This is a genomic window from Halopseudomonas laoshanensis (assembly GCF_008365385.1).
Classification (GTDB): domain Bacteria; phylum Pseudomonadota; class Gammaproteobacteria; order Pseudomonadales; family Pseudomonadaceae; genus Halopseudomonas; species Halopseudomonas laoshanensis.
Genome location: NZ_QOVF01000005.1, coordinates 106,816 through 129,477 on the forward strand (window position 1 = coordinate 106,816; position 22,662 = coordinate 129,477).

Annotated in this window: 23 protein-coding genes; 6 read left to right on the forward strand and 17 right to left on the reverse strand. The window is 58.0% G+C overall.

Annotated elements, in window-relative coordinates:
* The first annotated feature begins 55 nt into the window (after nt 1-55).
* A complete protein-coding gene (locus DT594_RS18975; protein ID WP_178091535.1) occupies nt 56-226 on the forward strand; it encodes a hypothetical protein in 171 nt (56 codons plus the stop codon).
* On the opposite strand, the gene DT594_RS15080 is transcribed toward DT594_RS18975, so the two are convergent.
* The 9 genes from DT594_RS15080 to DT594_RS15120 form a co-directional block, all read right to left on the reverse strand.
* Nucleotides 223-1,122 carry a mechanosensitive ion channel domain-containing protein gene (locus DT594_RS15080; RefSeq protein WP_149333471.1) on the reverse strand — a complete coding sequence of 300 codons (900 nt, stop codon included), beginning with the start codon at nt 1,120-1,122 and terminating at the stop codon, nt 223-225. The two genes, DT594_RS18975 and DT594_RS15080, sit on opposite strands and share 4 nt — an antisense overlap.
* Before the next feature lie 65 nt (nt 1,123-1,187).
* On the reverse strand, nt 1,188-1,784 hold the full coding sequence (locus DT594_RS15085) for an exopolysaccharide biosynthesis protein (RefSeq protein ID WP_149333473.1): 597 nt from the start codon (nt 1,782-1,784) through the stop codon (nt 1,188-1,190).
* Nucleotides 1,785-1,913: 129 nt separating this feature from the next.
* A complete protein-coding gene (locus DT594_RS15090; RefSeq protein ID WP_149333475.1) occupies nt 1,914-2,399 on the reverse strand; it encodes a winged helix-turn-helix transcriptional regulator in 486 nt (161 codons plus the stop codon).
* A gap of 51 nt (nt 2,400-2,450) precedes the next feature.
* Entirely contained in the window at nt 2,451-3,422 is a 972-nt protein-coding gene (locus DT594_RS15095) for an NAD(P)H-dependent flavin oxidoreductase (protein ID WP_096347992.1), read from the reverse strand.
* A 215-nt stretch (nt 3,423-3,637) separates the two neighbouring features.
* Nucleotides 3,638-4,051, reverse strand: a complete 414-nt coding sequence (locus DT594_RS15100) for a hypothetical protein (RefSeq protein WP_149333477.1) — start codon at nt 4,049-4,051, stop codon at nt 3,638-3,640.
* Nucleotides 4,052-4,110: 59 nt separating this feature from the next.
* Nucleotides 4,111-4,737 carry a DUF4142 domain-containing protein gene (locus DT594_RS15105; RefSeq protein ID WP_178091536.1) on the reverse strand — a complete coding sequence of 209 codons (627 nt, stop codon included), beginning with the start codon at nt 4,735-4,737 and terminating at the stop codon, nt 4,111-4,113.
* 115 nt (nt 4,738-4,852) lie between these two features.
* Complete coding sequence (gene mdoH, locus DT594_RS15110) at nt 4,853-6,964, reverse strand: glucans biosynthesis glucosyltransferase MdoH (RefSeq protein ID WP_149333480.1); 2,112 nt, start codon at nt 6,962-6,964, stop codon at nt 4,853-4,855.
* A complete protein-coding gene (locus tag DT594_RS15115) occupies nt 6,964-7,215 on the reverse strand; it encodes a hypothetical protein (protein WP_149333482.1) in 252 nt (83 codons plus the stop codon). The genes mdoH and DT594_RS15115 overlap by 1 nt, the downstream gene beginning before the upstream one ends.
* Nucleotides 7,216-7,217: 2 nt before the next feature.
* The gene (locus DT594_RS15120; protein ID WP_218574538.1) at nt 7,218-8,768 is read right to left on the reverse strand and encodes an OpgD/OpgG family glucan biosynthesis protein; all 1,551 of its coding nucleotides are present in this window, start codon (nt 8,766-8,768) and stop codon (nt 7,218-7,220) included.
* Nucleotides 8,769-9,100: 332 nt separating this feature from the next.
* On the opposite strand from DT594_RS15120, the gene DT594_RS15125 reads away from it, so the two are divergent.
* The 4 genes from DT594_RS15125 to DT594_RS15140 all read left to right on the forward strand — a co-directional run bounded on the left by DT594_RS15125 (nt 9,101) and on the right by DT594_RS15140 (nt 13,705).
* A complete protein-coding gene (locus tag DT594_RS15125; RefSeq protein ID WP_149333484.1) occupies nt 9,101-9,550 on the forward strand; it encodes a MarR family winged helix-turn-helix transcriptional regulator in 450 nt (149 codons plus the stop codon).
* 174 nt (nt 9,551-9,724) lie between these two features.
* On the forward strand, nt 9,725-10,150 hold the full coding sequence (locus DT594_RS15130; RefSeq protein ID WP_149333486.1) for an organic hydroperoxide resistance protein: 426 nt from the start codon (nt 9,725-9,727) through the stop codon (nt 10,148-10,150).
* A gap of 248 nt (nt 10,151-10,398) precedes the next feature.
* Nucleotides 10,399-11,625 carry an ATP-grasp domain-containing protein gene (locus DT594_RS15135; protein ID WP_096347965.1) on the forward strand — a complete coding sequence of 409 codons (1,227 nt, stop codon included), beginning with the start codon at nt 10,399-10,401 and terminating at the stop codon, nt 11,623-11,625.
* A 58-nt stretch (nt 11,626-11,683) separates the two neighbouring features.
* Nucleotides 11,684-13,705 carry a hypothetical protein gene (locus DT594_RS15140; protein WP_149333488.1) on the forward strand — a complete coding sequence of 674 codons (2,022 nt, stop codon included), beginning with the start codon at nt 11,684-11,686 and terminating at the stop codon, nt 13,703-13,705.
* 9 nt (nt 13,706-13,714) lie between these two features.
* Here the strand turns inward: DT594_RS15140 and DT594_RS15145 are convergent, their stop codons facing one another.
* The 4 genes from DT594_RS15145 to coxB are packed head-to-tail and all read right to left on the reverse strand — an operon-like array spanning nt 13,715 to nt 18,090.
* A complete protein-coding gene (locus DT594_RS15145; RefSeq protein ID WP_149333490.1) occupies nt 13,715-14,533 on the reverse strand; it encodes a cytochrome c oxidase assembly protein in 819 nt (272 codons plus the stop codon).
* A complete protein-coding gene (locus DT594_RS15150; RefSeq protein WP_149333492.1) occupies nt 14,524-14,877 on the reverse strand; it encodes a hypothetical protein in 354 nt (117 codons plus the stop codon). Before DT594_RS15150 ends, DT594_RS15145 begins: the two co-directional genes overlap by 10 nt.
* On the reverse strand, nt 14,877-17,393 hold the full coding sequence (gene ctaD, locus DT594_RS15155) for a cytochrome c oxidase subunit I (RefSeq protein ID WP_149333494.1): 2,517 nt from the start codon (nt 17,391-17,393) through the stop codon (nt 14,877-14,879). Before ctaD ends, DT594_RS15150 begins: the two co-directional genes overlap by 1 nt.
* Nucleotides 17,386-18,090 (reverse strand): cytochrome c oxidase subunit II, encoded by a 705-nt coding sequence (coxB, locus tag DT594_RS15160; protein ID WP_246164655.1) that lies wholly within the window; start codon nt 18,088-18,090, stop codon nt 17,386-17,388. Before coxB ends, ctaD begins: the two co-directional genes overlap by 8 nt.
* A 51-nt stretch (nt 18,091-18,141) precedes the next feature.
* Here coxB and DT594_RS15165 point away from each other — a divergent pair, with 51 nt between their 5' ends.
* A complete protein-coding gene (locus DT594_RS15165; protein ID WP_096347971.1) occupies nt 18,142-18,648 on the forward strand; it encodes a DUF2231 domain-containing protein in 507 nt (168 codons plus the stop codon).
* Nucleotides 18,649-18,653: 5 nt separating this feature from the next.
* On the opposite strand, the gene DT594_RS15170 is transcribed toward DT594_RS15165, so the two are convergent.
* The 4 genes from DT594_RS15170 to DT594_RS15185 all read right to left on the reverse strand — a co-directional run bounded on the left by DT594_RS15170 (nt 18,654) and on the right by DT594_RS15185 (nt 22,660).
* Nucleotides 18,654-19,118 (reverse strand): CopD family protein, encoded by a 465-nt coding sequence (locus DT594_RS15170; RefSeq protein WP_149333496.1) that lies wholly within the window; start codon nt 19,116-19,118, stop codon nt 18,654-18,656.
* 48 nt (nt 19,119-19,166) lie between these two features.
* On the reverse strand, nt 19,167-19,751 hold the full coding sequence (locus DT594_RS15175; RefSeq protein ID WP_149333498.1) for an exopolysaccharide biosynthesis protein: 585 nt from the start codon (nt 19,749-19,751) through the stop codon (nt 19,167-19,169).
* Nucleotides 19,752-19,843: 92 nt separating this feature from the next.
* Nucleotides 19,844-21,253 (reverse strand): threonine synthase, encoded by a 1,410-nt coding sequence (gene thrC / locus DT594_RS15180; RefSeq protein ID WP_149333500.1) that lies wholly within the window; start codon nt 21,251-21,253, stop codon nt 19,844-19,846.
* Between the two features lie 102 nt (nt 21,254-21,355).
* A complete protein-coding gene (locus tag DT594_RS15185) occupies nt 21,356-22,660 on the reverse strand; it encodes a homoserine dehydrogenase (protein ID WP_149333502.1) in 1,305 nt (434 codons plus the stop codon).
* Nucleotides 22,661-22,662 lie beyond the last annotated feature (2 nt).

Here is a 22,662-nt window from a genome sequence, read left to right on the forward strand (position 1 = left end):
TGAACAACAGCAACGCGCGAGTCTAGTCGCCTGTTCACTCAAGGAGGCCGATGAGATGAAAACCACAACCGAAAAACGGATCAGAAAATCTGAAGTTCCGACTCAACCACCCCTGCATGATTTCTACATGCCGGCGATGCCGCCCACAGAGCTGATACACGCACTGGCCAAATGGCTGCGCAAACAATATCGGCGCATCCGGCAGCAGGACCGTGGCCAGCTTTAGCTGAGCGATGTTTCGGTAGGCGCGGGGACTTCTGCGGCGGGCTCGGGATGCGCGGCAAGAAAATCGTTATTCGCGAATACCTCGGTCAGAATCGTTTGCTCCATATAACCGCGCTGCCCGGCTTTGGTCGGAAAGCGAATGACCAGATGGATCTCGTCCGACACCGGTGTTTGAATGGTTACCCGAGGATTGACCGACGGTGTCTCCAATCCACGATTACGACCGATGCGCGTCATGTACTGGCGCACCGCTTCGAGATAGGGAGCACAGTGGCGATTGGCCGATTCCAGAAACGCCGCCTGGGCTGCGCGCCAATCGTCCCTGCGTTTGAAAGGCACGGTGAACACGTGGAAGTCATATTCGTGGGTAAAGCTTTCGTTGATGACCGGTTCGGAAACAAACAGGGCGTTGGGGATCACCACCACTCGGCCTGAACGCTGATGTACGTGCTTGCCGGGGCCGACTTCAAGGATGGTGGTAGTCAGCAGACTCTGGTCAATCACATCACCGCGAAAGTCCTTCACCTGGATGCGATCACCCAGATTGAACGAGCGCGAGCCGGTCTTGATGATCGAGCCGATAACGCAGAGGATCAGCTCCTTTGTCGCCACTACAAAGGCTACGGCAATCGCGACGATCGACAGTGCCAGCGTGCGTAATTCCTCGCCCCAGATCATCACCAGGCCAAGCAGCATCAACAGCAGGAAGCCGTTCCGAGAATTGATCAACCACTTGCGGCGCAGCTCGACCGAATTGACCTTCTGACGAATAAGCCGCGACACCAGCGCACGCAGTACCAGGGTCACGACCATCAGAATCGCCGTGCTCAGCAGCAGGCGGACAACAGAGTCGGAAATCACAACGCTGGCAGGCAGGGTGTCCAGCCATTCGTACATAAGTCTTTTCCGTTATTCAGATGTCAGAGTGGCAAACGGTAACTGCAAAGGCGTCAGGTGACCAGCTACACCAGGTTATAAACCACCACGCCCATCATCAGCCCGGTGAACACCAGTGCGATCAAAGCCAGTAACCCATCCCGCGCAATCAATGCCAACCCGAAGGCAGTAAGCGCGATCCCTGCAAGATTGGCACTGAAGGGTACAATTTCCATGACCGGCATCGCCAGTGCGATGCCCAGACAAACGACGGCGATAACCCTGACCATCGGGCCTCGAGTCAGCACCGCGAGTCTAGGACTCAGCAGTTTGTCGATAAACCGGGCCGGCTTCTTCAGCCAGGTCAGTGCCTTGTGCAGCTTGTCTTTGGGTACTGAGCGGTTGAGCATAAAGCCCGGCAACCAGAAATTATGCCGCCCGAGCAACAACTGAACCGCTATCAGCAGCACGACCATACCGATCAGCGTGGGTACACCCGGCAGATCACCAATGATCGGCGCCAGCACTGTGAGCCCGGCAAGTAACAATAGCGGACCAAAGGAGCGCCGCCCTACTTCATCCATAATCGCCGACCAGGATACCCGGCCATTTTCCTCCGCCGCCTGATCTATACAATCGAACAGTTGCTGGAGATTCTGTGGGTGATCTTCATCTTCGCTCATGGCAGTCCGCTGTCGGAGGAATTTTGCACAGGTAAAAATACTTGCGCACTCAAGTCATCGCTATGACAACGAAATAACTGGAACGTCCCGACTCAGCTTTTCCAATCTGGCGAAGCCGTCCGGCCGAGCCTATCCGGCGGAACCTATCAACTCGCGGACCCGCTCATCGGCACCCGGCCCCGCTACCGGCACCACATCCCAGGGTTTAAGCGGCAAACCGGCAGCCGACAACACCTCTACCCCTTGCACGGGCAAGCCTGTCGCCTTTTCGATCAACAGCAAGCGCTGGCCCTTCTCGTTCGGCCGCCATTTCTCGCCCCACTGCATAAGGGCTACAAGCACCGGGTAAAGATCATGCCCCGATGGGGTCAGACGGTACTCAAAAGAGCGCCCATCACCGGTTGCCGGCACCTTTTTCAGCACACCGGCTTCGGTCATGGTTTTCAGCCGACTGCTCAGCACGCTGGTGGAGATACCCAGCTGCTTCTGCAAAGCGTCAAACGTACGCATACCGTGAAACGCATTGCGCAGGATCAGCAACGCCCACCAATCGCCGATGATATCCAGGGCTTTGGTGACACTGCAGTCGTCGTGGTGTGGCGTAGCGCGCAACATGGCAACCTCACAGCAAAACGGCCCTGCCCTTGGCGGACAGAGCCGCAGTCATCAGAGCATGGCGTTGAGACGTTGACGAATCAACTGGTCAGCTTCGCGCATGATCCGCTCGATCAAATCCTGGCAGGTGGGGATGTCGTTGATCAGGCCAGCGACCATACCGCAGGACCAGGCGCCAATTTCCATATCGCCTTCCTTCATGATGCGCGGGTAAACCCCTGCCACTTCATCAACGATATCGGAGAACTGCAGATCCTTGCCCAGGCGCTGCTCTTTCTCCATGATCCGCTCAACGGCGGCATTGTTCAGCACGCGCTCGGTATTGCGCAGCGGACGCATGACCAGTCGGGTGTCCAGTTCTGACGCAGCAACGATCGCCTTCTTGACGTTCTCGTGCACCGGCGCTTCCTGGGTGGCGATAAAACGCGTGCCCATATTCATGCCTTCAGCGCCCAAGGCCATCGCGGCCACCAGTGAACGAGCGTCAGCCATACCACCGGAAGCGACGAAAGGAATTTCCAGTTCATCGGCAGCACGCGGCAGCAGAATCATGTTGGGAATATCATCTTCGCCCGGGTGGCCACCACACTCGAAGCCGTCGACGGATACCGCGTCACAACCGATGGATTGGGCCTTCAGCGAATGACGTACCGAGGTGCACTTGTGAATCACCTTGATACCGGCATCTTTCAGGTACGGCATGTATTGCTCTGGACTACGACCGGCGGTTTCGACGATCTTCACCCCACCTTCGATGATGGCTTTGATGTAGCCTGGGTAATCAGGCGAACTGACGGTGGGCAGAAAAGTCAGATTGACTGCGAAAGGCTTGTCGGTCATATCCCGGCATCGGGCGATTTCGTTAGCCAGGTCCGCTGCGGTCTTTTGCGTCAGACCGGTAATGGTCCCCAGCCCGCCCGCGTTGGATACTGCGGCTGCCAGCTCGGCAAAACCAACATAGTGCATGCCGCCCTGGATAATCGGGTGCTGAATGCCGAACAGTTCTGTTATGCGCGTTTTCACAATCAATAGCCTCTTGTGGGTGTTGATGCCCGGTACCAGACCGGGAATTTAGCTTCTGAATAAGAAGCTAAATTCGTTCAGTGCAGATTGCAAGTATTTCTTGGGTCGCCACGATAGGCGATGAGTGGCTCAGGGACATACCACACATAAAAAACCCCCGATTCCTTTGCGGAAGACGGGGGCCTGGATTGTATTAATAATGGAGCTGGTGAAAATCAGTTTTGGGCAGCGGGGTCTGGGCGGCCTACTTCTCTTTCCAGCTGCTCCTTACAGGGATGCACGCTGGCATCTGGCAGGCGCTCAAAGGACTCGTAACCTAACTGCAGTGCTTCCTGGTAGTCCGCCTGGGGTATCACGAACACGCCGATACTACCGTCGGGGGCACCACATACGGCGGTGCGGGCCAGGCCATCATCACCACACGACGCCATCTCTACAGCTATTCCTTCGTCACGCATCTGCTGCGCCATATCCGGAACGCTGGCGCCGCCCCCTTCACACTGCACGGCGCCGGTGTTGGCATATACCTGCGTGTAGGTCAGCTGCGCTGGCCCAGGCTTAGTGGTTTCACAGGCTGCCAGCAACAACACTGCGGACGACAGACAAAAACACTGCAGTATGGATTTCATAAACATCTCTTGTTTTAACACGTTGTCGAGTTTGCACAGGTAGCGGCTCTGAGCCTCATTCACTCAGCGTCTGCTGCAGCCATCTGTACCGCCGCATCACGCTGGGATTGTAGCTGAGGCAACGTCGCTTTTGCGTACTCGCTCAATTCACCATGATTCGAGGCTTGTGCGCTTTCGAAAAGGTCGGCCAACTCACGGGCAACACCTGCCAGATTGTCGGCATACGCCTGGTCGAAGGATTCGCCATCGCGCAGCTGTAATACCATTGTTCTACCCTGATCAACCAGGTTGGCGTCTTCGGCGATATCCAGCTCATCAGCCTCGGCCAGGGAACGCAGTTGCTGGTTGATTACCCGCTGCTGATCAATCACCCGCTGAGCGAATTGCTGCACTTCCGCCGTGCCCTGCTCCAGCGCCGCTTCGCTCATTTCGATCAGCGCATAGCTCTTGGCGGACGCTTCGTTTACAAAACGCTCTGCAGGTATACCTGTCACATGGCTGGGCTCAAGACTCTCACCGGTAGGGTCAGCGCTGCCACCCTGCCCGGTAGTACCTGGGGTCCCAGTGGGTCCGGTAGTCTGAGTTCTTTCCTCGCCCATGGAACCGGTTTCCTGCGCGAATACCGTTCCGGCAGCCAAGCTGCAGGCCAGCGCAAGACACGCAGGAATCAATTGAATTTTTTGCATGTAATTCTCCTTTTTACTGATGGGATGTCGGCAAGATTGCAGACGCTCCCCTCTGAAATGCACAGTAAAATGGAGTAATTGAAGGCCCGATAGTTCCGTAGCGAGGCGCTGGCGGTCACGCCCGACGCAGCAAGCGCCCCCAATGTGAGTCCGCCGAAGCCTGCCACACCTGCTGGTGCAACCAGGCCAGCGAAGGCGCATCTTTAGCCAACAGACTGCGCTCGCCGACACTCAGGGATTGCGCGCCCTTGGCCCAGCACTGCTCGGCCAACACCTGCAAACGCTGACGCCGCAAGTCGCCAGCCAGGTGACGAGCTTGAGCTCTATGCAGCGCATTAAGGCGAGGATCAATAATCGCTGTTTCAAACGCCGAGAGCTTGTCATGCGGCCGATGCTGGATGGGATTGTGATTGACGTCGTGCAGCAACTGAGAGCCGTCAACCTCTTCCGGAATCGTCAGCAGGCCCCAGCGCCTGAGCCTTTGCCCAGCCTGAATCCGGCTCAAGATGACGAACACCGGCGCAGCAAATATCAGCGGGATGGCGACCGGCAAAGACCAGAGAAAGAACATCGGGTCGATCCAGTAGGCGAAGGCTATCCAGCTGAGCGCCAGCAGCGTGCCAAACGCCTGGTTGATGATCGCTTCCAGCCACCCGCTCTCACCACTGCGATTCTGTCCGGCCCATTTCAATTGCACATTGAATAACGCTTCCAGTACAAACCGGCTATGCGAAAGCATGCGGATAGGCGCAAGCAACGCAGAAATCAGCATCTCCAACAGCATGCTCACAGGCAAGCGCAGCAAGCCACCGAAGGAGCGCGAGCGGTTATGCGAAATCGTATCGAATACGGCAAGGAATTTGGGAATAAACAGCAGCGAAAAGGTCACCAGGATCAGCGCCAGCGCACGCAAGGGTTCCCACTCTGGCCATACCGGATGTAACTGGTAAGGATTGGGGAAATAGTCGATCGGCCAGATGACCATGCGCGCCGCGGCAATCGTCGCCAGTATTAAAAACGCGAGCCACAAGGGTGATGCTGCATACGACATGATGCCGTTGAGAAACGCCATGCGGTGCGCCAGGCGCAGCCGCCGGCTGCGCAACATCAACCACAGGTGCTGCAGGTTACCTTTGGCCCAGCGTTTGTCTCGGGTCAGCTCTTCAACCAGCGTCGGGGGCGATTCTTCATAACTGTGCGGCAGTTCGGGCTCCAGCCAGACCTCATGACCGGCGCGGCCAATATAGGCCGCTTCAACGAAGTCGTGGCTAAGGATCGGCCCGCGGAACAGCCCCCAACCGGGGAGCTTGCGCAGGCCGCAATAGCGCATGAACGGCTGGGTACGCAGAATGGCATTGTGCCCCCAGAACGCTGCCTCACCGAGCTGGAATGCTGCCAATCCGGTGGTAAACAATGGACCATATAATTGGTTGGAAAACTGCTGCACCCGGGCAAAAACCGACTGTCCGTTCAACAGACTCGGGCTACTTTGCAGAATGCCAACCCTGGGGTGGCGCTGCATCAGCTGGACCATCATGACCAGCGCGGTGCCACTCATCAAACTGTCGGCGTCCAGTACCACCATATAGGGGTAATCCTTCCCCCAGCGGCGCAGGAAATCACCCACATTGCCGCTCTTGTAATTCTGATTGAGCGGCCGGCGCCGGTAATACAAACGCCCCTCGGCGCCCAGTTCGCGCGCTAGTGCCGCCCAGGCGGCCTGCTCGTCAAGCCAGATGTCCGCTTCGCGGGTATCGGAGAGGATATAGAAATCAAAATGCTCGAGTTGCCCGGTGGCCTGCAGGCTAAGGTAAACCGCCTTGAGCCGACCCAGGCATTCGCCTATCTGCTCATTATAAATGGGCATGATAATCGCCGTGCGCGCCATGGGTGTGGCCGCCAGCGTTGCAGCATCCTGCTGACGCATCAGCGAGTGCGGATCGCCGCCGGTATGTCTGATCAGATAGCCAAATACGCCGATCCAGAATCCGACTGAAATCCAACAGAACAGGATGGCGAACAGCGCGGCCATCCCCACCTCAATCCAGTTGCCGCCGTTGTAAGGTAGAACCGAGAGCATGAAATAGGTGGCGGTTGCCGTCTGCAGCAACACGGCCAGCAATAACAGGGCGCGGCGTGCATAAGCAGCACGGCGCCATGCTATTTTCCCTGTATCAGCAAGGGCAGGAGGCACGCTGGCCTGGACCCGATGAGCAGGCGTGGCCATCAGTAGGCACCGTAGACGAGACTACCGCGGTGAATCTCCGGCGCCTGCAGTATTGGCTTGTATCCAGGCAGCTCGAAGACCTCGGGCAGGCGCCGCATGCACTCGGCCAACAGGTCCTCAGGTGCGCGCTCCAGTGCCGCCGATACCAGGAGCAACGCGCGCTGCTCTACCTCCGGTGTCAACTCTACCCCTGCCAATCGCAGGTAATCGAGAACACGCTGCAATGCCAGTTGGCTTTGTGGCGTGCGCATGATCACTTCTGCGGACTCAGGACGCCGGTGTCACTGGGCAATTGATAAGTCCAGGTTTCGGTCAGCGGCGTGTCTTCCAGTTGCAGATACCCACGCAGCGCGAGCGACTTGTCGGTGGCGGGCCGGACAAGTATGGACAATCTCCAGCGTTTGAGTGGCTCGATATATTCGACGTAATGGCCCAATACCTCGCCCTCCTCCAGTCCAGTGACCGAGGCCACTACTGGCGCATCGGCAGCCAGTTCATCCAGCGGCCCACCGGCGAAATCGACGATCACCCTGACGGCCCCTTCCTGGTAGCCACCCCCCACGCGGTTACCATCTCCGACGTAGGTGTCCATGCTGCGTGCCAACGGCTCTTTGGCGACATGTTGATCACCAAAAATGGCGCTGTAGGAAAAGTACTGGGGTTCACCCGGCGTCACGGCAGCCTGGGGACGCCAGAAGGCCACAATGTTGTCGTTGGTCTCATTCGGCGTGGGCAGTTGCACCAGAACCACATCACCCTTGCCCCAGTCGCCCTCGGGCTTGATCCAGGCACTTGGGCGCGTATCGTAGCGCGCCTCCTTGTCCATATAATGCGTGAACTCGTTATCGCGCTGGATCAGGCCAAAACCGCGGATGTTCTCGGTGGCAAAATAGTCCATGGTCAGTGAAGTGGGATTGAGCAGCGGACGCCACAGCCACTCTTCGGAGCCGCCGTTGTGGATCAGCAGACCATCGGAATCATGCACTTCCGGCCGCCACTCGCCATGCGGCTTGAAGGTGTTCTGGCCGAAGTAAAACATGCTGGTCAAGGGCGCCACGCCCATCAACTGAACCTCGCTGCGGGGAAACACCACTGACTCGACCTTGAGCTCGGTCTCGTCGCCGGGCGTAACCGTGAAGCGATAGGCTCCGGTCATGCTGCGGGTATCCAGTAGCGCATGAAAACTGAAACTGGTGTCACCCGGCTTGGGCGTCTCCAGCCAGTATTCGGTAAAGGCTGGAAATTCCTCGCCTCCCGGAAGCCCGGTGTTGAGAGCCAGACCTCGGCCGGATAGACCGAAATTCGTATCTCGGCTGACGGCACGGTAGTAACTGGCACCGGCGAACACCAGAAACTGGTTCTGAATGTCTTCTCCGGCTAACGGAAAGGTCAGTTTGAAGCCGGCATAGCCCAAATCGGCTGGCACCTGCTGCTCCACTTCCGTGGTCGGGTAGGTAAAGTTGGATTTGCTGAACGCCAGGGGTTCGATCTTGTCGTTTTCAACGATATTGATCGCCACTGGATGCGTGTAAAAAAGGCCTGTCGGAACCAGCATCGCTTTGAAATCGGCCTCGGAGTCCTGCCACAGACTGTTCTCCGGCTTGAAACGAATACCCTGGTATTGGTCGTAGCTCAGGTCACGCATAAAGCGCGGTATCGCCGGCGGCGCCTTATAGGGTTTCTGTGCCAACGCCTCGGCCTTGGCAATAACCCGGTCGCGTACGGACTGCTCCTCCGCAATAACCCCACAAGAAAGCATAGAGAGCAAAAGAACGCTCAGTCCAGAGGTAATAACAAGCTTCATTCAGCATTTCCTTGCAATGTTGCGGAGTGTCCAGAATCAGATTGATCCAGTCATAAAAGGTTAGCGAGACGCAGATTACCCGCGCACACGAGTATCCAGCCGGCTATTGGCGTTAGTCCGCACAACTCGCCCACAGTTCCTTGCCAACCGGCGGCGAGAGCCCCGTTATAGCGCGAATATACTCCTTATTTGCAGTTTCAGCGCGAGCTGGCCACCCGCACTCTGCAGCAAGAGAATCGGGAGCCTGGCTCGCAGGCGAGAATCAAGCAGGACTGGCAAGCCTATAGTTTGCGCGCTAAATTACACGACATATTCTCGAATCCGGAGCGCACATGCCAAAGCAATCCAACTGCGCCGAACTTGAGCTGGATAACCAACTCTGTTTCGCGCTCTATTCCACATCGCTGATGATGACCAAGATTTACAAGCCACTGCTGGCGGAACTGGGCCTTACCTATCCTCAGTATCTGGCCATGCTGGTACTGTGGGAGAAAGATGGCATTACCGTTGGCGCCATCAGCACGCGGTTGTTGACCGACCCGGGCTCCCTGACCCCGCTACTCAAGCGTCTGGAAACCGAAGGCTTGCTTAAACGCGTGCGTAGCAGCCGTGATGAACGCGTAGTCGAACTGTTTCTTACGGCAAAAGGCCGGGCCCTACGCGAACGGGCTCAGGATATTCCACGCTGCATCCTTGAAGCCAGTGAACAGCCGATTGAGGCCCTGGTCGAGCTGCGGGAAACCTTGGCTCAACTGCGTACCCGACTGCAAAAAGCTCTCTAATCCCGCATCCCCGCTAGAATTACGCATGAATTGACCCGCCCCGACCAACGGCACGTTTTTATATTGCGCACTAACTACCTTTGCGCTAACCTTATTTCAAGCGAGCAAGATCGCCTGGAAAACCTGCCCATGCGCAGCGTTCGCTACCCACCCTGATTACGTAAGGAGAGTTCCATGTCGATTGAAAAAGTACTGTATCGCGCCTCGGCTGAAGCTACCGGAGGCCGCGAAGGCCAAGCCATATCATCCGACGGCGTATTGGACGTCGCGCTGACAACGCCCAAGGAGTTGGGCGGTAATGGCGCCAAGGGCACCAATCCTGAGCAGCTGTTCGCCGCTGGCTATTCAGCCTGTTTTCTCGGCGCGCTGAAGCACGTGTCCGGCGCAGAAAAGGTCAAGCTGCCTGCCGATAGCTCGATTGAAGGCATCGTTGGTATCGGCCCTCTGCCCACCGGTTTCGGCATCGAAGTCGAGCTCAGGATAAGCCTGCCCGGACTCGACCCAGCCGTCGCCCAAGACCTGGTAGACAAGGCCCATATCGTTTGCCCCTACTCCAATGCCACCCGCGGCAACATCGATGTGACGCTGACGCTGGTGTAAGACCAAGCGCATCACCCAACCCCGATAACGTTAGCGCGTTATCGGGGTTTTATTTTGTACTCAAACTATTTTATATCCCGTCTTTTGACGTGAATTTCTTCATCACCGTTACAATCTATAGCCAGACTGATTAGCCGCGCCCTACCTATCCATGTATGATAGTTACACATATAAGCGATACAGCTGCTCCTTGCCAAGCGCAAAGAGGGGCTGAATCTCCCTTTCAACCGCTCTCCAGGAGGCTACACATGAAGAAGGATCCCACTAAAGGTTTTATCGCACTACTCGGCTGGGCACCCAATGCCGTCGAAGCAGCCGCTACCTTTGATCGCCGTTATGTGGTCGTTGCCCCCGAATGGGCGGAAGAATATTGCAAGACCCACGACATCCCCTTCGTACCCTGGAACTTCGAGCGACTGAACGACCGGTCACTGGAAATCGCTCAGACCCTGAAGGACATGGGTGTCGATGTTGCCATCCCGCTGTTTGAAGAAACGGTTGAGTGGGCCGGCGCGATCAACTCGGTGCTGCTGGACAACCCACGCCTGTTTGGTCAGGCCATGCTCATGCGTGACAAGTCGTTGATGAAGCGTCGCGCTCAGCTGGGTGGTATTCGCGTCGGCATCTTTGAAGAAGCGCACGACCGTGAAGACGTGATTCGCTTTCTCAAGCGAGTCAACCAGACTCTGCTCAAGCTGGATGGTGATCCGAACGACCCTATTCATTTCAAGGCCTTCGACAAGGCCGGCTGCCTGGGTCACCGGGTGATACGCACGCCGGACGACGTGGACGCCATTCCGGATGACGAATTTCCGTCGCTGATGGAATCACATCTGGACGGCTGGGAATTTGCGGTTGAAGCCTGGGTCCACAACGGCAAGATCCGCTTCCTGAACATCTCCGAATATGTCCGTCTGGGCTACTCGGTGCATGTGCCTGCCTCACCCGATCTGGAGGCGTATCGCCCGCAGATCGTCAAGCAGATCGAGAAGCTGATCAAGACCTTCGATATTGAATTCGGCATGATCCATCCTGAGTACTTTGTTACCAGTGACGGAGAAATGTACTTTGGCGAAGTCGCCTACCGGCCGCCGGGCTTCAAGGTATTTGAGCTGCTGGAGCGGGTATACAAGGGCTTTAACGCCTATCACGCCTCAATGCTGGTATTTGATCCGAAGTCCACCGAAGAAGAAGTCAAAGCCTACTTCCCGCGTGAAGTCGAAGATGCTACCGGTTACGCCGGCTGCTTTGGGGTGTACCCCCGCCGCCGCGTGGTCAGCAAGCTGGAGATGCCCGCCGAGACCGAAGATCATCCGTACTTCGAGTCACACGAGCTGACCACTCCGATGGAAGAAATGGTCACCAAGCGCACCGCATTTGGCACGCACTGGGGACTGCTGTACTTTGTTGGCGAGGATTCCAAAGTCATGCACGACTTGCTCAAGCGTCAGGAAGAGCTCGACTTCTACGTGTAGCACATCGGTTTCCGGACCCCTATCATGGGTCGCAACAATTTAGGGTAAGGGGAAGTGTGTGGCTAGCAGCGATGCCGAGCAACAGGTTGATGACAGCAAGTTGGTGTTGCTGCTGTCGCGGTTTGATGATGCTCTCCAGGCGCTGAACAATGCGCCCGAGTTTGCCAAAATCGGCAAGCTCGACCGGGTATTCGATACAGCTCGGCGGGTTCTGTTGCATGACGGCGGCTGTGTCGGATTGGCCGCCCGTGCTGAGGCTCTGGAAAGCGCCGGTGTATTCATGGGCTCGGACTGGGACAGCCCGCAAACGCTGATCCCGGCACTGACCGGCAATACCTTGCGCAGCCCGGACGCCAATACACTGGTCATTGAAGCGTTAAGCCAGTTGCGGTTATTGGCGATATCCCGCGGCGATTACGTGCACCCGTCTATGAGTGCAGAGCAAGCGCATCATTTCCTTACCCAGGTACTGGCCAACAACCTCGTCCTGCTGTTCACACCGCCCAGCGAAGCCGAACGGGAAACCCAGGGCAGGTTGGCCGTTCTTCCCCGCAACCTGCTTGAACACCTGGCCAGCTGTATCGGCTACGAATTCATCATCGATCAATTGATTGATGAGATCTGGCGCATCCAGCAGCAACGACCGATTCAGGTCAGCTCCGTGCGTCGCATGATTACCCAGATAGCGATTTGCCAAGCCAACCCCGAGATCGATCTGGGTACCAGCGGTCAGGGTGCCGACCGACTGGTCAGCAGCCTGTTCGGACCAACGCACGCGTGCCGTGAAGATCCCGGTATCGAGATCTATCAAGAGCGTCTCGAATACATGGACAACACCGCCTTGCAGAGCGAGGCCACCGGCTTTGCGCGGGCGATGCATGATACTGGGCTGGTCTCGGCTTACCACACGGTTCTGGTACGGCACTTGCTGAATGAAGGCGAACACCTGCTATCGGAAGCTCTGGGCCTGTCATCGACAGGTCGCGATTGCCTGATGTGCTACCGCGAACTGGCGCTCAGCCTGATTGACGCCAGCGTCTTCCCTGCTACACCGCAGGCTATTTACGGCCTGTCGTTGATGCTGGAGCGCGGCATTCTCTATCAACTGCCAGTAGCCCCTGCGATGTGGCGCCAGCTGGGGTTACCCCTGAGCACCTACACCCGGGAACGCTTGGCTATGGCCTTTGGTGACCAGGCCACGCCCGAGGCATTCCTGCTTGAAGGCGTGCTCTGCATGCTGGGTCTGCCGCTGGGCGTGGGTCAGGGGAATAACCCGACCTGCCAGTCGGCGCGGGCGATGTCCATGTGGGCCTACAATGATCCGGACTACCTGTTGCAGATGGTGACCTGGGCGGCCCGCGATGACGAAATCATCATGCACTTCGAGGGCCAGGCGATTTCTTCACAGGAAAGCCTGTCCGGGGTAGCCACCAGCCTGCCAATCGATCTGGACCCGGTATCCTTGATTGTTGTACCGCATCTGGATCGCATTTATGCGGAGATGGGCCGGCGCTGTATTGGCCGCGAAGGAGATCCGCACCGCTGGGTCAATCCGGAGTTTCATGGCTGGTGGGCCGGCCGCGGCTTCCGCCTGAATGTGGATGTGCCGACCGGCAAGCTGGTCGATCTGGACGGCTTTCTGCGTCACTTCTATGCTGCTTACCATCCGTTCCATAACGGCAATCAGCCCTTGATCCACCCCCAGCCTGCGGGCATTGCTGTCACCGACAGCGCGGCGCGTTTTATCGGCTGGCATGCCATTACCATCCTGCGGGTGACTCTGGATCCCAAGGATGTGATGCGGGTGTACTTCTTCAACCCGAACAACGACAGCGGTCAGAACTGGGGCGACGGCGTGACTGTCAGCACCGCTGGCCATGGCGAGCGGTTTGGGGAGGCTTCACTGCCCTTTGAGCAGTTTCTGTCGCGTCTGTATATTTTCCATTACGACCCGCTTGAGCATGGCGAAATGGCCACCGTGACACGCGGCGAACTGGATGAAGTGATTGGCTATATCCAGCGCAGCTGGGGTGCAGATCGGTTACCTGCCGGCGACCTGCAGGGCGATAGCGGCCAGTAGTCGGAGTGATCAGCCTTCGGGGCTGATCCTTCGCTGCATCTGCTGGTACCAGCGGTAGCCGACCCAGCATGAAGCGACCAGATAAGGAAAGGCGCCCAGTACCCACATGATCAATCCGGCCAGTTGCTGGTCCTCCAGCGGCCGATCTGCTCCGTAAAGCGACGATTGTGCGAACGTCAGCATCGCCCCCAAAAACCCCGTATGCATCAAGGTAAACAGCAGCGCGAACAGTGCCCAGTGCACATTGCGCGAGGCGCTCTTCAGCACTGCCCACCAGAACAACCCCGCCGTTACCAGAAAGAAGGCGTGTTCGATCACATGCCACCAGGGATTATCCAGCGCCAGTACGTAAAAATAAGGGGTATGCCAGAACCAGATGACCATGCCATGCACATAGGCGGTGAGCATCGGATGCCGAGTAAAGCGCAGCATCGGCTCCCAGACTAGCGCGCCCGCACGTCCACCCCCGGCAGATATCTGCGGCAGCGGTCGCGACAGCACAAACAGCGGCGCGATGACCACCATGAACAACATGTGCTGGACCATGTGCCAGGCCGTGCTGGTTTCCGCCCATTCATCCAACGGACCCAGCACAGCATAAAAGCTCAGAATCATGGTGGTGTGAAACGCGGCGGATTGCCAAATTGCCGGGCGCACGCGCCAGGCACCAACCAGATAGAGCAACCAGAATCCGGCCATGACCAGCGCGCTCAACAGTCCCGCGAGCTGTTCCTGACCGCCGCCTTCAAGGGGGCTATGCGCCCATGTGGACGATACAGGCACCCATACCCCCGCGAGCACGCCTAATGCCACACGTTTTAAATGCATGGGGGTAAAATCGCGCCGGGAAGCGCAAGCCCAACTGCCGCCAGCGCCGAGATCAGATAGACAGCGGCGGCAATCCGCGCGACAAACCGCCCGGTAGCGGCGCCTTCATCGGTATCCGGCGCAGCCCCCCAGCAGCGCCTGGCAGACCAGAGCAGAAAACTGCTGACCAGCGCTGCGAGCAGCAACATGGAAGCGTTAACCCAGGTCAAGGCACCGCGCTCCTCATCAGGCGGCGCGAACTCGCAGGCCAGCGACAAGCCGCCGTACAGCGCAACGAACCACAGGCTCCAGATCACCAGTCCAAGAAATAGATGCAGTGGGTGCAGCGGTGACCACGGCGACATCAGACACCTCCCCAGGCCATCGGCAACAGCACAAAGGCGGCAAAGCTCATCCAGAACACACCCAGCGTATACATCCAGAATGGCTGCACCACCACCGGCTCGTAAGGCAGGCGCAGGGCCACGTAACCTATGCGCACGCGTACCGCTTGCAGCACGGTGAAGATAGTCGCCAGGCCGCCATGAAACAGCAGGTAATAGAGCATTACGGTCAGCACTGCGTCATGCGCCAGCTCACCCGGCGTCAAGGGCGCGGTGACCAGTACCCAGACCAGGCTGAGAAAATGCAACAGACCCAATCCGGCGGCCAGCCACAGCAGGTTCTGCAACCGCGCATCGGTACCCTGACGCAACTGACTTACTGCCCGGCGAAACACCAATACAGCCAGGCTCAGCAACACACCGCTGGCAATCAAAGGCAACAGGGCAATGGGGCCCTCTTCCGGTGCCGCCCATTGCGGCGCTGCGGTCCATAGATAAAACCAGCCGAACAGCAGCGACACGTACAAGGTGCCGTTGGCCATCAGACTGATGACCATGCCCCACAGGCCCGGTCCATCGAAGGTTCTTGAATGCAGCGGCGGATCTACCGGATCGTCATCACGCCAAGGCGAAGCGACTGGATGAGCGCCGTTGTGCCAACTCCAGCGTAGTGCAAAGAACAGCACGCCGAAGCATGCCGCCAGCGCCAGCGGATAGGCTTTGACCAACAGACTGATACACACCACGGCGATCACCGCGGCGGTCTGCATCGGCAACCAGGAATTGGTGGGTAGATGCACAATCTCGCGTACCTTGCCGGTAATCGCATCCGAGCCAAAAATGTCCCGACGCTGATTCAGCACCTCCGGCAACCCGTGCTTACCTGCCGCAATGGTATCGGGCAGATCAGGCTGATCCCACATGGGATGTCGCGTCGTGATGTCCGGCAGGCTGGCAAAGTTGTACGCACTGACCGGCATCGGTGTGGCCCATTCCAGCGTATCGGCGTTCCACGGATTGCGCTCGGCCTTGCGGCCGAAACGGAAATGCAGCGCGATATCGAGGATCACCACCGCCACGCCGATGGCCATGACAAAACCGCCCACCGATGACAGCAGATTCAGCCAGCCCCAACCCATTTCCGCATCATAGGTATATACCCGGCGCGGCATACCCAGCAGACCCGTCAGGTGCATCAGCAGGAAGGTCATGTTGAAGCCGCCAAAAAACAGCCAGAAGCCCCAGCGCCCCAAGGTGTCCGAAGGCATGCGCCCGGAAATATGCGGCAGCCAGTAATAAAAGCCCGCCACCAATGGAAACAGCATCCCGCCGACCAGCACGTAATGCATATGTGCGACGACGAAGTGGGTGTCATGCACCTGCCAATTGAACGGTACCAGCGCCAGCATCACCCCGGTCAGACCGCCACAGACAAATACGATCAGAAACCCCAGAATCCACAGCATGGGCAAACGGAACAGCACCTTGCCGCTCCATAATGTCGCCAGCCAGGAAAATATCTGAATCGCCGTGGGTATCGCCACCAGCATGCTGGCTACCGAAAAGAACGCCAGCGCCAGTTGCGGAATGCCCACAGTGAACATGTGATGCACCCACAGGCCGAAGCTGATGAACCCCATGACGATGATCGCCAGCACAATCCAGCGATACCCCACCAGTGGACGCTGAGCGAACACCGGAATCAGCGTGGAGACGATCCCAGCCGCCGGCAGAAAAATGATGTACACCTCAGGGTGACCGAACAGCCAGAACAGATGCTGCCACAACAGCGGATCGCCGCCACCGGCTACCTCGAAGAATACCCAGCCCGCGGCGCGCTCCAGTTCCAGCAGGATGCTGCCGAGAATCAACGGCGGAAAGCCGAAAATGATCATCAGCGCCATCGCCAGGATGTACCAGCAGAAGATCGGCATCTTATTCAGCGCCATGCCGTTGGCCCGGGTACGCAGTATCGAGACCACCAGCTCGACACCGGCGGAGATAGCCGAAATCTCGACGAAGGTGATGCCCAATAGCCAGAAGTCGGACCCGGGACCCGGGGAGTAGGTTGAACTGCTGAGCGGCGTGTACATGAACCAGCCCGCATCCGGCGCAATCTGCAGCACCAGGCTGGACATGATGATCAGGCCGCCGAACAGATAACAGTAATAGCCAAGCGCACTAAGCCGCGGAAACACCAGATCACGGGTACCGATCATCTTCGGGATCAGATACATGGCCGCGCCTTCCAGCACCGGGATCGCGAACAGAAACATCATCACCGTGCCATGCATGGTGAATATCTGGTTGTACAGATCAGGCCCGATGATGTCCTGTTCCGGCAGCGCCAGCTGGGTGCGGACCAGCATCGCCAGCACGCCGCCGACCAGGAAAAAAGCCAGGCCGGTAATCAGAAAACGCAGGCCTACGGTTGTATGATTGACCGCCGAAGCCGACCGCCAGCCGGGTTCGTTGCCCCATACGCGCTCAAGCTCCTCGTGGCGCGCTTGATCGGGTTGGTTTCTATGTTCAGTCATCGGCTTGCATCTCCGTCAGCCATGCCTGGTAACCATCCGGTTCGTGGGCCTCTACGGTAAATTGCATGTGCGCGTGACCGCGGCCGCAAAATTCACTGCAACTGCCGTGATAAACACCGGGGTGATCTGCTTCCAAGCGCAGAATATTGGTTCTGCCCGGAAACATATCCATCTTGCCACCCAGTCGCGGCACCCAGAACGCGTGGATAACATCGTTGCTGGTCAGGCGCAGATCCACCGGCACGCCGGCAGGAATGTGCAACTGGTCCTTCAGCACAATGCCGGTATCCGGATAGCTGACTTCCCACCACCATTGGTGGGCAGTGACATCAATGCGCACTACCTCGCCGTCGTCCGGTGGCAATGGCAGCATTCGCTGACCCAGTGGGATACCCACCGCCAGGATCACGACAATACTCAGAATGGGTAGAATCAACCCGCCGCCGATCACCCAGCGATTTTGCTCGCGCTGCGCCTCCCGGTCGCTGACTTCGCCAGGATCACGGCGCATGGCATGCAGCCACAGCACTATCACTGCCACCAACACCAGGGTAAAGAACCCGAACATCCCCCACCACATCCACGCGCCCGCCTGAGCACTAGGGCCTCCTGGCTGCAACGAGGACATCGGACCGCTACAACCGCCGAGCAGCAAGGACGTGCCAAGCAGCGCTGCGGCTGCTAATCTTTCGCTCACACCACGACTTGCCCGACGGGCAGGCGCACGGGCATAACGTCGAGGATCAAGATGGCTTCCGCTTCCATTATCAGCAAAATGTCGATTCACGGGCATCCGATACATCCGATGGTCATTCACTTTCCGGTGGCTGCCCTGCTGGGTCTGATCGGGACTGACATCGCCTATCTGCTGAGTGGCGATTTTTTCTGGGCCAGAGCCGGACTGTGGCTGGCGGGCGTGGGCGTCGTGGGCGGATGGATATCCGGCACCATCGGTTTGCTCGACCTGATTATTGTTGAACAGATACGTCGCCTCATCACGGCCTGGTGCCATGCCATTCTGGCGGTCATGCTGCTGTCTGTCGCCACGCTCAACTGGCTCAGCCGGTTGGGCAGCCCGGATGCACTGATCATGCCTTGGGGCCTGTATATGTCGCTGCTGGGCGGCTTGTTGATCGCCCTTGCCAGCTTTCTCGGCGGACAACTGGTTTACGACCATGCGGTGGGCGTCGCGCCGGAGAAAACCGCAAAGCGGGTGGCGCGCAACATGAAAATCCAACAGTACGATGAGCCCTGAGACATTCATGGCCAAACCTCCAACACAGGTTTGGCCAGTACCAGCCAGATAATTCCCGCCATCAGCGCGCAGGCCGTCAGCCCCAGCACCAGACACCACACCCGCAACGGCTTGCCGTTATTGGCTTCCAGGCGCAGCACCAGCATACCGAGCAAGGTATGAACGAACACCAGACCCACCACCAGTGTCAGCTTGGCAATCAGCCAGACCGTTACCGTATGGTTCACCAGAAAAACCAGACTGCCTGCCAGAATTGCCAACAACGCGGCAGGCGTAGCTACGCGTGTGAATACAAAGCGTGCAATGGAATCGAACGGGTCCGGTGGCTCCTTGATCGCGGAACCCTCGATGGCCGGATTGTTGATCTCGGAATTATCCCGAGAGGCACCCGCAATCAGCGCCGGCAGATAAAGCAGACACGCACCCCAGAACAACAAGGCAGCTATGTGTAAAACCAGTAACCAGAGCATCGCGTCGGCAACTCCTTGTATGCATGGTCGAAGACGGGCGAGCCAGGACTACAGAAATTTAATGATCGCCAAACTACCCGCAGCCCCGATAAAAGATACCGCAATAAGGACCAGCAGGCCGTCGCGCGCTACCAAAGCCAGACCAAGGATGGCTAGCGCCAGCCCTACGATTGACGAGGAAAAGGGCACCAGTTCGAGAAACGGCAACGCAGCACCCACCATGACGCAAAGCCCGGCTATCAGGTAAGTAGATGAGGGATGCAGCATAAAGTTCAGGCGCGGTTTGATCATCCGGTCTACCCGGCGAGCCGTCGGCTTGAGCCAGTCCAGAGCCTTGATCAGCTTGCTCTGGGCAACAGAGCGATTGAGGATAAACCCCGGCAACCAAAAATGCTTGCGCCCTACCAGCATCTGCAGGGCAATAAGCAAAACGAACAGCCCGGCAAAGATCGCCATCCCCGGCACTCCGCTAAGCGGGGAAAACAGCGTCAAGCCCATAATCAGGAGTAGCGGACCGAAGGAGCGGTCGCCGACTGACTCGACCACCTGGGCCATGGAGACCTGCTGTTCGTCCTTGGCCAGGACGGCAATGTGTTCGAGCAGCTGCTCCAGATTATGTAAAGACGTCGACAACGGCGCTCCTCCTGCGCAAATCCCACCGGGCTGATCGGGGGGCCTCATAGGGATCCCCTCGCCAGGCGCCCCTAGCCGGGAGCCCCTTTAGATCAGAGAGGCTTGCCGCGGTTCCCGTGTTCAGCAACAAAAGACTGAACCGCCTTGAGCTCATTGGCCAGCACGGTAAAGCGCTCCTGGCGTTCGAACAGATCACTCAGATGCGCAGGCAGGTGCGGCGCTTCGCCGACATCAGCCTTGAGGACCGCATCAGGGAACTTGACCGGATGCGCCGTGCCCAGCGTGATCATCGGCAATGACATCGAACGGCGGCACTCACGCGCTGCGCGCACGCCAATGGCCGTGTGCGGATCCAGTAGTTCGCCGCACTCGTTAAAGACTTCGGCGATGGTCGCACAGGTCGTTTCATCGTCCACTGCCAGCGAATCGAACAGCTTGCGCGTATCGGTCCAACGCTCCTGCTCGACCTTCAGCTTGCCGGTCGACTTGAAGGTTGCCATCAGCTCGGCAATGCGCAAACCATTACGGCCGTGCATATCGAACAGCAAGCGCTCGAAGTTCGAGGAGACCATGATGTCCATCGACGGTGACAGGGATGCATGCAGCGTATCCTTATCGTACTGATTGCCGCCCATGAAGCGATGCAGGATGTCATTGCGATTGGTCGCGACGATCAACTGACTGATCGGCAGGCCCATATTACGCGCAAGATAACCGGCAAAAATATCGCCGAAATTGCCGGTCGGTACCGAGAACGCCATGGACCGTGCCGGGCCACCCAGCTGCAGCGCAGCGTGGAAGTAATAGACGATCTGCGCCATGATCCGCGCCCAGTTGATCGAGTTGACCGCGACCAGACGAGTGCCCTTGAGAAAGCCCTGATCGGCAAAGCTGTCCTTGACCATTTCCTGGCAATCGTCGAAGTTGCCGTCGATGGCGATGTTGTGAATATTGTCGCCCATGATGGTGGTCATCTGCCGGCGCTGCACTTCCGAAACCCGGTTGTGCGGGTGCAGAATGAAGATATCCACGTTCTCGCAGTGCTTGCAGCCTTCGATCGCAGCAGACCCGGTATCACCCGAGGTCGCGCCCATTATCACCACGCGCTCGCCACGCTTGATCAGGAAGTGATCAAGCAAGCGCCCCAGCAGTTGCAGGGCAAAGTCCTTGAACGCCAGCGTCGGGCCATGGAACAGCTCCAGCACCCATTCGTTGGCACCCAACTGACGCAGCGGCGCTACTGCCTGATGCTCGAATACCGCATAGGTTTCTTCAAGAATGCGGCGAAAATCCGCATCGCTGATGCTGCCTGCCACAAATGGGCGCATTACATTGAAGGCCAGCTCGTGGTACGGCAGCCCGGCCCAGGAGGCAATTTCTTCCTGGGTAAAGCGCGGTAGATTTTCCGGCACATACAGACCGCCATCGGTGGCCAGACCGGCCAGCAGTACGTCTTCAAAATTCAGGGCCGGAGCCTGGCCACGGGTGCTTATATAGCGCATCGTTACAAACCTTAGGTTTGAGCTTCAAGCCTCCAGCCACAAGCGGCAAGCCTCCGGTCTAACTCCAGAGCACTTGCCGCTTGTAGCTGCCGCTTGCCGCTATCAGTTCAATTGTTCAACCCGGATCCGCATCAGCGGGCCGGCGATATCGTCCAGCGCCTCGAGCGCGTCGATGGCATCGTTCATCTTCTGCTCAAGCACGCGGTGAGTCATGATGATGATCGGCACCAGACCGTCCTGCTCTTCCGCTTCTTTCTGCAGAATCGATTCGATATTGATCCCGCGCTCGGACAGGATGCTCGCCACCTTGGCCAGCACGCCTGGGCGGTCCTTGGCCTGGATCCGCAGGTAATAGGCGGTTTCCACCTCACCCATCGGCAGGACCGGCAGGTCAGACAGCGAATGCGCCTGGAATGCCAGGTGCGGGACGCGATTGTTCGGGTCAGTGGTCAGGGTACGTACCACATCGATGATGTCAGCAACGATTGATGAAGCCGTGGCTTCCGCGCCAGCGCCAGCACCGTAATACAGCGTCGAGCCTACTGCGTCGCCGTTAACCATGACCGCGTTCATTACGCCATTGACGTTGGCAATCAAACGATCGGCAGGAATCAATGTCGGGTGTACACGCAGCTCGACGCCATCCGAAGTACGCCGGGCAATGCCCAGATGCTTGATCCGGTAGCCAAAGGCTTCGGCATAGCGAACGTCGGCCGTGGTCAGCTTGCTGATGCCCTCGGTGTACGCCTTGTCGAACTGCAACGGGATACCAAAGGCAATGGAAGCCAGAATCGTCAGCTTGTGCGCAGCATCGATCCCTTCCACGTCGAAAGTCGGATCGGCTTCGGCATAACCAAGCGCCTGGGCTTCGGCCAGCACGTCGTCAAAGGTACGACCCTTGTCGCGCATCTCGGTCAGAATGAAGTTGCCGGTACCGTTAATGATGCCTGCAACCCAATCGATCTGGTTGGCGGCCAGACCTTCACGTACCGCCTTGATGATCGGGATGCCGCCGGCCACGGAGGCCTCGAACGCGACCATCACACCCTTCTCGCTGGCTGCGGCAAAAATCTCGTTGCCGTGCACGGCGATCAGCGCTTTGTTCGCAGTCACCACGTGCTTGCCGTTGGCGATGGCCTGCAGGACTACTTCCCGCGCTACGCCATAACCACCGATCAGCTCGATAACGATATCGATTTCGGGATTATTCACGACCTCGAAGACATCATCTGTCACCGGTGTGGCGCCCAGGCTGCACGCCGGATTCAGATGCCGGGCAGCAATTTGCGCGACCTCGATATCCCGACCGGCGCGCCGGGCAATTTCCACCGCATTACGCTGCAGGACGTTGAATGTGCCGCCACCGACGGTGCCCAGACCACAGATTCCCACTTTAACCGGTTTCAAAC

Bases quoted from the DNA above. Each gene is read 5' to 3' on its own strand.
- thrC (WP_149333500.1), bottom strand. From the start codon at position 21,253: ATGCGCTATATAAGCACCCGTGGCCAGGCTCCGGCCCTGAATTTTGAA.
- DT594_RS15115 (WP_149333482.1), bottom strand. From the start codon at position 7,215: ATGCGCACGCCACAAAGCCAACTGGCATTGCAGCGTGTTCTCGATTAC.
- DT594_RS15080 (WP_149333471.1), bottom strand. From the start codon at position 1,122: ATGTACGAATGGCTGGACACCCTGCCTGCCAGCGTTGTGATTTCCGAC.
- DT594_RS15120 (WP_218574538.1), bottom strand. From the start codon at position 8,768: ATGAAGCTTGTTATTACCTCTGGACTGAGCGTTCTTTTGCTCTCTATG.
- DT594_RS15135 (WP_096347965.1), top strand. From the start codon at position 10,399: ATGAAGAAGGATCCCACTAAAGGTTTTATCGCACTACTCGGCTGGGCA.
- DT594_RS15170 (WP_149333496.1), bottom strand. From the start codon at position 19,118: ATGCTCTGGTTACTGGTTTTACACATAGCTGCCTTGTTGTTCTGGGGT.
- DT594_RS15150 (WP_149333492.1), bottom strand. From the start codon at position 14,877: ATGTCGCCGTGGTCACCGCTGCACCCACTGCATCTATTTCTTGGACTG.
- mdoH (WP_149333480.1), bottom strand. From the start codon at position 6,964: ATGGCCACGCCTGCTCATCGGGTCCAGGCCAGCGTGCCTCCTGCCCTT.
- DT594_RS15145 (WP_149333490.1), bottom strand. From the start codon at position 14,533: ATGCATTTAAAACGTGTGGCATTAGGCGTGCTCGCGGGGGTATGGGTG.
- DT594_RS15105 (WP_178091536.1), bottom strand. From the start codon at position 4,737: ATGCAAAAAATTCAATTGATTCCTGCGTGTCTTGCGCTGGCCTGCAGC.
- DT594_RS15125 (WP_149333484.1), top strand. From the start codon at position 9,101: ATGCCAAAGCAATCCAACTGCGCCGAACTTGAGCTGGATAACCAACTC.
- DT594_RS15165 (WP_096347971.1), top strand. From the start codon at position 18,142: ATGGCTTCCGCTTCCATTATCAGCAAAATGTCGATTCACGGGCATCCG.
- DT594_RS18975 (WP_178091535.1), top strand. From the start codon at position 56: ATGAAAACCACAACCGAAAAACGGATCAGAAAATCTGAAGTTCCGACT.
- ctaD (WP_149333494.1), bottom strand. From the start codon at position 17,393: ATGACTGAACATAGAAACCAACCCGATCAAGCGCGCCACGAGGAGCTT.
- DT594_RS15085 (WP_149333473.1), bottom strand. From the start codon at position 1,784: ATGAGCGAAGATGAAGATCACCCACAGAATCTCCAGCAACTGTTCGAT.
- DT594_RS15090 (WP_149333475.1), bottom strand. From the start codon at position 2,399: ATGTTGCGCGCTACGCCACACCACGACGACTGCAGTGTCACCAAAGCC.
- DT594_RS15130 (WP_149333486.1), top strand. From the start codon at position 9,725: ATGTCGATTGAAAAAGTACTGTATCGCGCCTCGGCTGAAGCTACCGGA.
- DT594_RS15100 (WP_149333477.1), bottom strand. From the start codon at position 4,051: ATGAAATCCATACTGCAGTGTTTTTGTCTGTCGTCCGCAGTGTTGTTG.